At 68.2% G+C, this 13,043-nt stretch carries 8 protein-coding genes and 1 pseudogene; 1 reads left to right on the top strand and 8 read right to left on the bottom strand.

What is annotated here, in order from left to right:
* Positions 1-302: 302 nt before the first annotated feature.
* The 8 genes and pseudogenes from pknB to LCL61_RS06705 all read right to left on the bottom strand — a co-directional run bounded on the left by pknB (position 303) and on the right by LCL61_RS06705 (position 9,647).
* The gene (pknB, locus tag LCL61_RS06740) at positions 303-2,267 is read right to left on the bottom strand and encodes a Stk1 family PASTA domain-containing Ser/Thr kinase (RefSeq protein WP_340688512.1); all 1,965 of its coding nucleotides are present in this window, start codon (positions 2,265-2,267) and stop codon (positions 303-305) included.
* Positions 2,264-3,559, bottom strand: coding sequence for a protein kinase domain-containing protein (locus tag LCL61_RS06735; RefSeq protein WP_340686048.1), 1,296 nt, complete (start codon positions 3,557-3,559; stop codon positions 2,264-2,266). Before LCL61_RS06735 ends, pknB begins: the two co-directional genes overlap by 4 nt.
* 3 nt (positions 3,560-3,562) lie before the next feature.
* Positions 3,563-5,026: a peptidoglycan D,D-transpeptidase FtsI family protein gene (locus LCL61_RS06730; protein ID WP_340686047.1), complete on the bottom strand. Its 1,464-nt coding sequence runs from the start codon at positions 5,024-5,026 to the stop codon at positions 3,563-3,565.
* Complete coding sequence (locus LCL61_RS06725) at positions 5,023-6,501, bottom strand: FtsW/RodA/SpoVE family cell cycle protein (protein ID WP_340686046.1); 1,479 nt, start codon at positions 6,499-6,501, stop codon at positions 5,023-5,025. Before LCL61_RS06725 ends, LCL61_RS06730 begins: the two co-directional genes overlap by 4 nt.
* Entirely contained in the window at positions 6,501-7,895 is a 1,395-nt protein-coding gene (locus LCL61_RS06720) for a protein phosphatase 2C domain-containing protein (protein ID WP_340686045.1), read from the bottom strand. The genes LCL61_RS06725 and LCL61_RS06720 overlap by 1 nt, the downstream gene beginning before the upstream one ends.
* Complete coding sequence (locus LCL61_RS06715; RefSeq protein WP_219146788.1) at positions 7,892-8,359, bottom strand: FHA domain-containing protein FhaB/FipA; 468 nt, start codon at positions 8,357-8,359, stop codon at positions 7,892-7,894. Before LCL61_RS06715 ends, LCL61_RS06720 begins: the two co-directional genes overlap by 4 nt.
* Before the next feature lie 160 nt (positions 8,360-8,519).
* Positions 8,520-9,101: pseudogene (locus tag LCL61_RS06710) on the bottom strand (FHA domain-containing protein); the annotation flags it as partial.
* 171 nt (positions 9,102-9,272) lie between these two features.
* Positions 9,273-9,647 (bottom strand): FKBP-type peptidyl-prolyl cis-trans isomerase, encoded by a 375-nt coding sequence (locus LCL61_RS06705; RefSeq protein WP_340686044.1) that lies wholly within the window; start codon positions 9,645-9,647, stop codon positions 9,273-9,275.
* Positions 9,648-9,788: 141 nt separating this feature from the next.
* On the opposite strand from LCL61_RS06705, the gene LCL61_RS06700 reads away from it, so the two are divergent.
* Positions 9,789-13,022 (top strand): penicillin acylase family protein, encoded by a 3,234-nt coding sequence (locus LCL61_RS06700; RefSeq protein ID WP_340686043.1) that lies wholly within the window; start codon positions 9,789-9,791, stop codon positions 13,020-13,022.
* The last annotated feature ends 21 nt before the right edge of the window (positions 13,023-13,043 follow it).

Genomic DNA, 13,043 nt, shown 5'->3' with positions numbered 1-13,043 from the left:
CCTTCTTCGACGGCACGCATGATGTTCGGCATGTCGTCGCACAGCTCGCGGTGGAGTGGTTCGAGCCGGCCGACAGGTGCTGGCCGTACTCCGAATGTCCACAGAGGGTCGTGAGTGGCAAGGGCGGTTCTAACGCTCTTTTTCGCTCACGACCCCTCGTAAAACCGTGCAAATCGGGCACCGCCTCCCGAAACGAGTCCTTTATGGATAGTTGAGAAGGTGCCAGGTCTCTTTGGCGGGATCAGCCGGCATGAAAAGGCCCCGCACGAAACCGTGCGGGGCCCTTTCGCGTCAGCGATCGATCACGGAGGCGGGAAGAGCCGCGAGCTCGACGTCGTTGTCGGCGTCTCGTCGCCTTCGACGATGAACAGCGTGATCGGCGCGTTCTTCGCGACCTTCGAACCGGCCTGCGGGTTGGTCTTGCTGACCTTGCCCGCGTCGTCCTTGTCGCCGTTCTTGTCCGCCTGGGTGTTCAGCTGACCGCTCCAGCCCAGCTGCTGCAACTGTCGGATCGCCTGATCTTCGGGCATGCCCTTCAGGTTCGGCATGTCGAAGGTCTCCTGGCTGCCGTTCGACACGGACAGCTTGACCACACTGCCGACGGGGACCTTGCCGCCGTTCGGGGTCTGGTCGATCACCGTGCCCTTGGGCTGGTCGGAGTCCACGTTGGTGACCGACGGGGTGAACCCGGCCGCCTTCAACCCGGCTTCGGCCTCGGCCTGCGTCTTGCCCTTGTAATTCGGGACCGTCTTCAGTTCCTTGGACTTGCCGACCGTGAGGTCGACCTTCGAACCCTGGTCGACCTCGGCCTGCGAAGCCGGGTTCTGCGAGATGACCTTGCCCGCTTCGTTCGGGTCTTCGGTCTCTTCCTCGGTGGTCGCGCCGAGCTTCAGACCGGCCTCGGTCAGCGCGGCCGTGGCTTCGGCCACGCTCTTGCCCTTGAGGTCGGGAGTCTTGACCTTGCCCGGTTTCGCGCCGACGGTCAGCGTGATCTTTTCCGAGGTCGGCGTCATCTGCCCCTCGGCCGGGCTGATCGCGATGACCTTGTCGATCAGGTTCTCGTCGCAAGCGGGCAGGCCGTTGACGGCCTCACCGGTGCAGGGCACCTTCTTGGTGGGTTCGAACGAGTTGAACCCCGCGGCCCGGAGCGTGTCCTTCGCCGCGGACTCGAACTGGCCCGTGACCTTCGGGATCGCCTTGCTCTCCGCGCCGGTGCTGTTGAACGCGTTGGACAGCCACATGATCAGCAGCACCACGGCGGCCAGCGAGACCACGAGACCGGCGATGAGCCAGGCACGCCGCTTCTTCTTCGCGGCCGGGTCCTCTTCTTCGTCCTCGTACTGGTCGTAGCGCGGCGGCACCCGGCGGTCGGAGTCCATGACCTGGGTGCGCTCGTCCTCCGACATCACCATCGGCGCGGCCGGACGCTGGCCGGACAGCGTGCGGACCAGGTCCGAACGCATCTCCGCCGACGACTGGTACCGGTTCGCCGGGCCCTTCGCGAGCGCCTTGAGCACGACGGCGTCGAGCTCGGGCGCCACCGCGGGGTTCACCGACGACGGCGGGTTCGGGTCTTCCCGGACGTGCTGGTACGCCACCGCCACGGGCGAGTCGCCGGTGAAGGGCGGCTCGCCGGTGATGAGTTCGTACAGCACACAGCCGGCGGCGTAGACGTCGGAACGCGCGTCGACGGACTCACCGCGCGCCTGCTCCGGCGAGAGGTACTGCGCCGTGCCGATCACCGCGGCGGTCTGCGTCATCGCGGACTGCCCGTCGTGCATGGCGCGCGCGATGCCGAAGTCCATCACCTTGACGGCGCCGTTCTTCGTGATCATCACGTTCGCCGGTTTGACGTCGCGGTGCACGATGCCGTGCCGGTGCGAGAAGTCCAGTGCCGCGCAGACGTCGGCCATGACCTCCATCGCCCGCTTCTGCGACATCGGCCCTTCGGTCTTCACGATGTCCCGCAGAGTCCGTCCTTCGACGTACTCCATGACGATGTAGGGCAGCGGGCCGAACTCGGTGTTCGTCTCGCCGGTGTCGTAGACGGCGACGATCGCCGGGTGGTTCAGTGCCGCCGCGTTCTGTGCCTCGCGACGGAAACGTTCTTGGAACTGGGGATCCCGCGCCAGGTCGGCACGCAGGATCTTGATCGCCACCTCCCGGCCCAGGCGCACGTCGTGGCCGTGGTGGACCTCCGACATGCCTCCGTAGCCGAGCGTTTCGCCCAGCTCGTAGCGGTTGCTGAGCAGTCTTGGTGTGCTCATCTCTGCGTGCCGTTCCATTCCGTCCAAGGTTTGCTGCTCATCATTCCCGGATTCGCCTGTCCGGCCGGCTCCTCGGTGCCGCCCTCCGTCGGCACCGCTGGGTATGCGGATGTCGGCGAAGGACCTTCAGACTCCTTACCCGGAGCCGGCGCGTGTTCACTGGTTTCCACGCCACCCGACTGCGGTCCGTTGCCCGAACCGACCAGTCTCACGATGAGGAAGGCTCCTGCCACCAGTACTGCGATCAGGATCACCGCGAGCAGTACCCACCAGCCCCATTGTGGCCGTCTGCCCGGCAGGCGGCGGACCGCCATCGGCGGTGGGCCGCTGACCGGGTGCATCGCCGGATGCGACGCCGGCCCGACGGCCACCATCGGGTTCGGCGGCGAATGCGGGCCGGGCTGCATCACGGGCTGACCCGCGGAGTACGCCACGTTCACCAGCCCCGACGGCGTCGGCAGCGGAAGCCCGGCGCGGACCGCGGCCACCGCGGCGGCGAACTCGCCACCGCTGTTGTACCGCTGTCTCGGATCCTTGATCAGGGTCGCTTCGATCACCGCGCGGGCGCCCGGTGGCACGTCAGGCGGCAGCGGCGGCGGGAGGTCGCGGATATGCATCATCGCGACGGTCACCGCGTTCTCCGAAAGGAACGGCCGGTGCCCGGTGAGGCATTCGTAGCCGCATACGGCCAGCGAGTAGACGTCGCTCGCCGGTTCGGCGTTGTGCCCGAGCGCCTGCTCGGGTGCGATGTAGTGGGCGGTGCCCATCACCATGCCGGACCTGGTCACGGGGGCGGCGTCGGCGGCCTTGGCGACACCGAAGTCCGTGATCTTCACCTGCCCTGCCGGGGTCACCATGATGTTGCCCGGTTTGACGTCGCGGTGCACAAGACCGGTTTCGTGCGCGGCCTGCAGCGCGTTACCGGCCTGCTCCAAGATGTCCAAGGTGCGCTCGGCGTTCAGCCGTCCTTCGCGGGTGATGATCGCGGCCAGCGGATCGCCTTCGACCAGCTCCATCACCAGATACGCGATCGACAGCTCGTCCGCGACCGTCTCGCCGTAGTCGTGCACCGCGGCGATGCCGGGATGGTTCAGCGACGCGGTCATCCGCGCCTCGGTCCGGAACCGGTGCAGGAACTCCGCGTCGCCGGACAGCTCCGCCTTCAGGATCTTGACCGCGACCGTCCGGTCCAGCCGCGTGTCGCTGGCCTGCCAGACCTCGCCCATCCCGCCGACGGCGATCCGGTTCGTCAGCTTGTACCGGTCGGCCAGCAGCTGACCCGAGGACAGCATCCGCTATCCACCCCCGAGCATGGCGTTGACGGCGGCGCGGCCGATCTCCGCGGCCACGGTGCCACCGGTCGCTTCGAGCCCGCGGTTACCCCCGGATTCGACGATCACCGAGACGGCGATCTTCGGGTCCATCGCCGGCGCGAACCCGGTGTACCAGGCGTGCGGCGGGGTGTTCTTCGGGTCGTTGCCGTGCTCGGCGGTGCCGGTCTTGGAGGCGATCTGGATGTCGCCGCGTTTGCCGGCGCCCTTCGTGTTCTCTTCCGACGCCAGCATCATGTCGCGCAGGATCGCGGCGTTCGCGCTGGACATCGCGGCGTCACCGGTCAGTTCGATCGGGGTGTAGTCCTCGATGGTCGACAGGTTCGGCGCCAGCAGCGACTGCACGAGCTGCGGTTTCATCGCCATCCCGTTGTTCGCGATGGTCGCCGAGAGCAGGCAGTCCTGCAGGGGCGTCAGCCGCACGTCGCGCTGGCCGATGGCGCTCTGGTACAGGGCCGCCTTCGATTCGAGCGGGCCGAGAGAGGACCCGGCGACCCGCATCGGCACGGTCAGGTCCTCGCCGACGCCGAAGTTCTTGGCCGTCGCGTTCAGCTTGTCCTTGCCGAGCTCGCCGGCGATTTCAGCGAAGGGCACGTTGCACGAGTACCGCAGCGCTTCCTTCAGCGTGCTGCCCTTGCAGGCCGCGCCGCCGTAGTTCTCCAGCGTCGTCTGCGTGCCGGGGAGCTTCACGTTGGGCGCGGTGTTGACCGGCATGTCCGCGGTCTTGCCGTCCTCGAGCGCGGCCGCGGTCACCAGCAGCTTGGCCGTCGAACCCGGCGGGTACGTCTCCGAGATCGCGCGGTTCAGCATCGGCTTCTTCGGATCGTCGCGCCACTGCGACCAGGCCGCGACCTGCTCCTTCGTGGTGTGCGAGGCCAGCTTGTTCGGGTCGAACGACGGCGTCGACACCATCGCGAGGATGCGCCCGGTCTTGGGCTCCATCGCGACCACCGCGCCGGTGTAGCCCTTCCGCGTCATCAGGTCGTACGCGGCCTTCTGCACGGCCGGGTTGATCGTCAGCCGCACGTTCCCGCCGCGCGGGTCGCGGCCGGTGACCATGTCCGAAAGACGCCGCACGAACAGCCGCGGGTCGGAACCGTTGAGGACGTCGTCCTCGGACCGCTCCAAACCGCCTGAGCCGTAGTTGATCGAGTAGTAGCCGGTGACCGGCGCGTACATCGGGCCGTCGGCGTAGGTCCGGATGAACTTGTACTTGTCGTTCGACGGGTCGACCTTCGCGAGCGCGGCGCCGTCGGGCGTCACGATCAGCCCTCGCTGGCGGGAGTACTCGTCGTAGAGCACGCGCACGTTGCGCGAGTCGGTGCGGTAGTCGTCGGCCTTGACCACCTGGATGTAGGTGGCGTTGGCCATCAGGAGCACCACCATGACGAGCATGGCGACACCCACCTTGCGGAGCGGGGTGTTCACGAGGGGCTCCCCTCACCGGTCGCGGGCGGCCGCTGGACCATCACCGTGTGCGCTTCGGCGAGCGGCGCCTGCGGCTGCTGCGGCTTCGGCCGCACCGCGGGTTTGCGGGCGGCGTCGGAGATTCGGAGCAGGAGGGCCACCAAGATGTAGTTCGCGAGCAGTGAAGAACCACCGCGGGAGAGGAACGGGGCGGTGATCCCGGTGTTCGGGATCAGGTTCGTGACGCCGCCGACGACGACGAAGATCTGCATGACCAGGGCGAACGACAGACCGCCGCCGAGGAGTTTGCCGAAGGTGTCGCGCACGGCGAGGGCGCTGCGCATCCCGCGCATCGCCAGGATCAGGTACAGCATCAGCATCGCCGTGAGCCCGATCAGGCCGAGTTCCTCGCCGATCGCGGTGGTGATGAAGTCCGTCTTGGCCTCGGGGACCATATCCGGCCGGCCGGCGCCGAGGCCGGTCCCGCCGACCCCGCCGGTGCCGAGCCCGAACAGCCCCTGCGCGACCTGGTAGCCGCCGCCGGGGTCGTCGTAGGTGGCCAGCGGGTCGATCCAGTTCCGGACGCGCTGCTGGACGTGCGTGAACAGGTTGTAGGCGATGATCGCGCCGGCGGCGAAGAAGCCGACACCCAGCACGACCCAGATGACCCGCTCGGTGGCGACGTACAGCATCACCAGCGTGACACCGAAGAACAGCAGCGACGTGCCGAGGTCCTTCTCGAACACCAGCACGCCGAGGCAGGCGGCCGCCGCGATGAGGATCGGGCCGAGGTCACGCGCACGCGGCAGCTCGACGCCGACGATCCGCTTGCCCGCGACCATGAACAGGTCGCGTTTCGTCACCAGGAACGAGGCGAAGAAGATCATCAGCAGGATCTTCGCGAACTCGCCCGGCTGGATCGAGAAGAACGGCAGCTTGATCCAGACCTTCGCGCCGTTGACCTCGGACAGGCTCGACGGCAGCACCGCGGGCAGCGCGAGCGCCACGATCCCGACCAGACCGCAGGTGTAGCCGTAGCGGGTCAGCGTGCGGTGATCGCTGATCACGACCAGCACCACCACGAACAGCACCAGCGAGATCGCCGTGAACAGCACCTGCTTGGTGACGTCCGGCGTGTACTCCCTGCCCTGCTGGATCGCGCGTTCCGCGAGCGCCAGGTCGATCCGGTGGATCATCACCAGGCCGAGCCCGTTCAGCAGCGCGACGCACGGCAGGATCACCGGGTCCGCGTACGGCGCCCAGCGGCGGACCGCCAGATGCGCCGCCGTCAGCACCGCGAGGTACGAGAGCCCCAGCCAGATGATCGAGCTGGTGAGTTCCTGCTCCTGGTTCGCCTCCACCAGCACGAGCGCGACGGTGACGATGAAGGTCGCGAACGCCAGGAGGACGAGTTCGGTGCCGCGCCGCTTGGGCAGCTCGCGCGGAGGGTTCGTGGCGAACTGGGCCGAAGCCGGATCGGCGAGCGGCGTGCTCATCAGTTACCGCCCCCTGGTGCTGCCGTGGTCGGCGTCGAGCAGTCCCTCCCCGCTGGCTGATTCGCCGAACTCGGCGAGGCGGGGGTAGAAGGGGCGGCAGCCGACGACGACACCGGCGGTGCCGGTTCGGTAGGCGGCGTGGAAGTCGAGCTGGAGTTCGGTTTGCAGTCGGCCAGCTGCTTGTGCGGCCGCAGGAAGTCGTCGATGTACTTACGGGCGTCGTCGAGGTTGTCCTTCTTGACGCCGTTCTTCACCGCGATCCGCGCGTCCTCCTGCAGTGCCGGCACCAAGAGCTTGTCGGTGCACAGCCCGCCCGGCGGGCACGAGCCCTGCTCGAAGGCATGCAGGTCGATGCCGAGGACACTGCCGGGGACGCCGCGATAGATCACGACCTCCTCGCCGGGACCCTCGCCGACGTAGTACTGGCTCAGCACGAAATACCGCGTGGCGATCGCCGCCGCGGCCAGCACGATCAGGACGACCACAGCTCCCGCCAGCCAGCGAAATCGCCTCCGGCGCTTGACCTTCGGGTCCTCCTGTTGTGGCTGGACCTCGGGCCGCGGCTGCGGCGCGGGCTGGGTCAGCGCGCGGGCGCGGGCGGCGGGGGAGTCGCCCTGGTGGAACTCGTCACTGCCGTCCCCGGCGGCGCCGCCCACGATGGGCGCGTCCTCACCGAAGTCGACGTCGACGACGTCGGCGATGATCACCGTGACGTTGTCCGTGCCGCCGCCCTTGAGCGCCAGCTCGATCATCCGGTCGGCGCAGGCCTGCGGATCCGGGATCTGGATCGCCTCGGACAGCGTCTCGTCACTGACCATGCCGGACAGGCCGTCCGAACAGATCAGGTACCGGTCACCGGCGCGGGCCTCACGCACGGTCAGGCTCGGCTCGACCTCATGGCCGGTGAGCGCCTTCAGCAGCAGCGACCGCTGCGGGTGCACCGCGGCCTCTTCCGGCGTGATCCGGCCCTGTTCGAGAAGTTCGTTGACGAAGCTGTCGTCCCGCGTGATCTGCGAGAACTGACCGCCGCGCATCAGATACGCCCGCGAGTCGCCGACGTGCACGACACCCATCCGCGAACCGGCGAACAGCACGGCGGTCAGGGTGGTGCCCATGCCGTCGAGGTCCGGGTCCTGCTGGACCAGTTCGGCGATGGCCGCGTTGCCGTTCTGGACGGCCTCACGCAGCTGAGCGAGAAGATCGTCGCTCGGATCGTCGTCGTCGAGTGGGGCGAGGGAGGCGATGACGACCTTGCTGGCCACCTCACCCGCGGCGTGACCGCCCATGCCGTCGGCGAGGGCGAGCAGGCGGGGACCGGCGTACACGGAGTCCTGGTTGCTGGAACGCACCAGGCCCCGGTCGCTGCGAGCCGCGTAGCGGAGGACGAGAGTCATGGGCGAAGCTCGATCACCGTTTTGCCGATCCGGATGGGGACTCCGAGCGGGACCCGGAGGGGTGCCGTGACCTTAGCCCGGTCGAGGTACGTCCCGTTCGTCGAGCCCAGATCTTCCACGTACCAATCCTCCCCGCGCAGGGCGATCCGGGCGTGGCGGGTCGACGCGTAGTCGTCGTCCAGCACCAGGGTCGAGTCGTCGGCGCGGCCGATCAGGATCGGCCTGCCGTCCAAGGCGATCCTGGTTCCTGCCAGCGCACCATGGGTCACGAGCAGCTGCTGCGGCGATTTCCCGCCGCGCGGCTTCTTGGTTTCCTTCTTCTTGCGACCGAACGTCGGGACGGCGACTCGCAGCCCGGAGGCCGCGTACAGATCCGAACGGACGACACGCAACGCGGCGAACACGAAGAGCCAGAGCAGCACGAGAAAGCCCACCCTGGTGAGTTGAACGACCAGCTCTGGCACTTGTTGTGTCCGCTCCCGTTTCTCCTGTACGCCGCGGAGAGCCCGTGCCGTCCGGGATGGTCGGCTCCGGACAGCGCTGCTCTCCGCGTACGACCCGCGGTGCCGATCCACCACAGGTCCCGCACCGCAATTCTGCGATACCCCCTCCGGACGCCGCCGGTCAGCCCTGCGTACGGAACACGAGAGACGAGTGGCCCACGCGGATCACGTCGCCGTCGGCCAGCTGCCAGGTCTGCACCGGGGTGCCGTTGACCGTCGTGCCGTTGGTCGAACCGATGTCCGCGAGCGTCGCGCTCTGTCCGTCCCAGGTGATCTCCAGGTGACGACGCGAGACGCCGGTGTCCGGGAGCCGGAAGTCGGCGTCCTGGCCGCGGCCCACGACGTTCCCGCCCTGCTTCAGCGAGTACGAACGGTTCGAGCCGTCGTCGAGCTGGAGGCTCGCGGCGAGCTGACGCCCGGCCGCCGGCTGGCCGCCGTAGCCGCCACCCTGCGCGTACGGGTCCGCGGCGGGCTGGCCGTACTGCTGCTGGCCGCCGCCGTACTGGTCGTACCCGCCCTGCTGCGGCTGGCCGCCGTATTGGTCGTAGCCGGGCTGCTGCGCGGCGCCGCCGTAACCCTGGTCGTAGCCGGGCTGCTGCTGGGCACCGCCGTACTGGTCGTAGCCCGGTTGCTGTGCGCCGCCGTAGCCCTGGTCGTAGCCGCCCTGCTGCTGGCCGCCGTATTGGTCGTAGCCNCGGGAATGCCCGGCCCGTCGTCGGTGACCGCGACCACCCGGACCCCCACGGTGCGGTCGGCGGCGGTTGGTGAGTGGGTTCGGCCTGGGCTGAAGGGCCCTTCACCTCGTGTGATGCGACGAAGGGAGCCTTCGCCCCATTAGATGAGGTGAAGGCTCCCTTCGTGGTGCGGGTGTGGGTCAGTTCACGCCGACGAGGTCGACGACGAAGATCAAGGTCTCGTTCGGCTTGATGACGCCGCCGGCTCCGCGTTCGCCGTACGCGAGGTGCGGCGGGATGACCAACTTGCGACGGCCGCCGACCTTCATCCCGGCGACGCCCTGGTCCCAGCCGGGGATGACCTGGCCGGCGCCGAGGCCGAAGCGGAGCGGCTCACCGCGGTCCCACGACGCGTCGAATTGGTCGCCGGTCGAGTGCGAGACGCCGACGTAGTGCACCGTGACGGTGTCGCCGGACTTGGCCTCCTGGCCGTCGCCGACGGAGATGTCGGTCGTCTCCAGCTCGGAGGGCGCGGGCCCCTCGGGGCGGTCGATCTGGGGCTTCTGCGAAGACATGCCTGGAACATACCTGCGCTGGTCCCGGGTCCGCAGGGCGAGTGTTCCGCCGAACGGTGGCAAGAACGCGAATAGTCTTCACAAATTTGGATACCCGTGGGTAGTGTGCGCCTCGTCACTCTCCGACGACGGAGGTCTTTCATGCGACGAGGCATACGGGTCTTGACGACGCTGGCGGGGCTGACGCTGGTGGCGGGAACCGTCCCGGCACTTCAGGCGAACGCCGCGGAAGCCCCACCGGACTCGGTGGTGGCGGCCGCGCTCGACGACTACTGCGGCGGCCAGTGCGGTGACATCCTCCCGCCAGGCACGAAGGGGAACGCCACCCTCGCCGAGATCCTGGCGCACAAGGCGTTCGGCACCCGGCCCGCGCATTCGGCCGATCAGCTCGGCAAGTACGCCTCGCTCGCCGACGGCTACAAGACGCTGACCACGGACAAGATCAACCAGTTCTTCAACGACGCCTCGTTCGGGGTTCCGTCCGGGCAGGTCGAGAGCACGATCAAACCGCGTCCGGACGTGACGATCACCCGCGACAAGGCGACCGGCGTGCCCCGGATCGTCGGCACGACGCGGCCGGGCACGATGTACGGCGCCGGATACGCCGCCGCGCAGGACCGCCTGTGGCTGATGGACATCATGCGCCGGGTCGGCCGCGGCCAGCTGACCTCGTTCGCCGGTGGCGCCCAGGGCAACCGCGAACTCGAGCAGAGCTTCTTCTCGTCGGCGCCGTACACCGAACAGGAACTGCAGAAGCAGATCGACAACGCGGCGGCCAGTGGCCCGCGCGGCGCACAGGGCAAAGCCGATGCCGAGGCCTACGTCCAAGGTGTCAACAAGTACATCTCCGACGCGCACAGCGGCCGCTACTTCCCCGGCGAGTACGTGCTCACCGGGCACGTCGACGCGATCACGAACGCCGGGACCATCGAGCCGTTCAAGCTCACCGACCTCGTCGTCCTCGCCGCCGTCGTCGGAGCGCAGTTCGGCGCCGGCGGTGGCGGGGAGGTGCAGAACGCCATCGCGAAGCTGGCGATGCAGGAGAAGTACGGTCTCGAACAGGGCGACAAGGTCTGGCGGAGCCTCCGGTCCGAAGACGATCCCGAGACCGTCAAGACCCTCCACAATGGACAGACCTTCGACTACGGCAAGGCGCCGTCGAACCCGCAGGGCGCCGCGATGCCGGACAAGGGTTCGGTCACCGGGCAGCAGCTGGTCTTCGATCCGACCGGTTCCGCCGGGACGGCGGCACCCGCCAAGGTGGAGGTTCCCGCGCCTGAAGACCAGAAGGCCGTCCGCGGCATCTTCGACGACGGCGTCCTGCCGGGCAACATGCTGTCGGAGAAGCACGGCATGTCCAACGCGCTGGTGGTCTCCGGCGCCAAGACCGCGAGCGGGCACCCGGTCGCCGTCTTCGGCCCGCAGGCCGGCTACTTCGCGCCGCAATTGCTGATGCTGCAAGAAATCCAGGGCCCTGGCATCAGCGCCCGCGGCGCCTCGTTCGCGGGGATCAGCATGTACGTGCTGCTCGGCCGCGGCAAGGACTACTCGTGGAGCGCGACGTCGGCGTCGCAGGACATCGTCGACACCTACGCCGTCGAACTGTGCGAGCAGAACGGTTCCGCGCCGACGAAGAACTCCAACTTCTACCGGTTCCGCGGGCAGTGCCTGCCGTTCGAGATCGTCGAACGCAAGAACTCCTGGAAACCCACCGTCGCCGACGGCACGGCCGAAGGTTCGTACACCCTGCGCAGCTTCCGCACCAAGTACGGGCCGGTGACGAGCCGGGCGCTGGTCGGCGGCAAACCGGTCGCGTACGCGTCGCTGCGGTCGACGTTCCAGCACGAGATCGACACGATCATCGGCTTCCAGAAGTTCAACGACCCGGACGCGATCAAGTCCGCGCAGGACTTCCAGGCCGCGGCGGCCGACGTCAACCAGACCTACAACTGGTTCTACGCCGACTCGCGTGACGTCGCGTACTTCAACTCGGGCTCGAACCCGGTCCGCAACCCGAACGTCGACCCGGCCATGCCGGTGAAGGGCGACGCCGGATTCGACTGGCAGGGCTGGAACCCCGACGGCAACCTCGCGAACTACACGCCGTCGTCGCAGCATCCGCAGTCGATCAACCAGGACTACTACATCAGCTGGAACAACGCGCAGGCCAACGGCTACGCGGCCAGCGGCGCGGACAAGAGTTCCGTGCACCGCGGCGATCTGATCGACGCGCGGGTCAAGAAGCTGATCTCGAGCGGCACCAAGGTGACGCGGGTGAACCTCACGCAGGCCATGGAGGAGGCCGCGCTCGCCGACCTCCGCGCGGAGAAGGTGCTGCCGGAGCTGTTCAAGGTGATCGACAAGGCGCCGGTGACCGGTCCGGCCGCGGACGCGGTGGCGAAGCTGAAGACCTGGCTCGCCGCGGGCGGTCTGCGTTCGGAGACTTCGCCGGGCAGCAAGGCCTACGCCAACGCCGACGCGATCCGCATCATGGACGCCTGGTGGCCGCTGCTGGTGAACGCGCAGTTCAAACCGGGTATGGGCGACGCCTACGGCGCCATGGTCGGGGTACTGAAGATCAACGAGTCACCGTCGGGCTGGCAGAACGAGGTTCCCGGCAAGCACGTCGGCCAGTCGCACGCGGGTTCGTCGTACCAGGCGGGCTGGTGGGGCTACGTGCACAAGGACATCCGTTCGGTACTCGGGCAGAACGTCGCCGGTCCGCTCACCGTGAAGTACTGCGGCGGGGGCGACCTCAACGCCTGCCGCCAGGTGCTGCTCGACTCGCTGACGCAGGCGGCCGCGCAGCCCGCCAACACCGTCTATCCCGGTGACGGCGACTGCGCCGCGGGCGATCAGTGGTGCGCCGACACGATCATCCACCGCGCGCTCGGCGGCATCACGCAGGACAAGATGAGCACCCAGAACCGGCCGACCTTCCAGCAGGTCGTGGAGTTCCCGGCGAAACGCGGCGACAACATCGCCAACCTCGCCACCGGCCGCTCGGTGAGCGCGACCAGCCACGAAACGGGCTGGTACAACTCGCCGCCGTCCAACGCCATCGACGTAAACCTGTCGACGCGCTGGGCGAGCGACTGGAGCGACAACCAGTCGATCACCGTGGATCTCGGTTCGGTGCAGCGCGTCTCCCGCGTGGTCCTGCGGTGGGAATCGGCGTACGGCAAGGCGTACAAGGTGCAGGTCTCGTCCGACGGGACGAGCTGGCGGGACGTGGCGTCCATAGTGGACGGAGACGGCGGGCAGGACAACGTCGCCTTCGACGCCGTGGACGCCCGTCACGTCCGGATGGCCGGTGTCCAGCGCGGCACGAAGTACGGCTATTCCCTCTACGAGTTCGAGGTGTACGCCCACTAGCGGGGGAAGGTTACGGTGGCG

The organism is Amycolatopsis coloradensis (assembly GCF_037997115.1).
In the GTDB taxonomy this organism is placed as follows: Bacteria; Actinomycetota; Actinomycetes; order Mycobacteriales; family Pseudonocardiaceae; genus Amycolatopsis; species Amycolatopsis coloradensis_A.
Note: the sequence above shows the minus strand (reverse complement) of the source record. Positions and strands in the feature narration are given on the sequence as shown.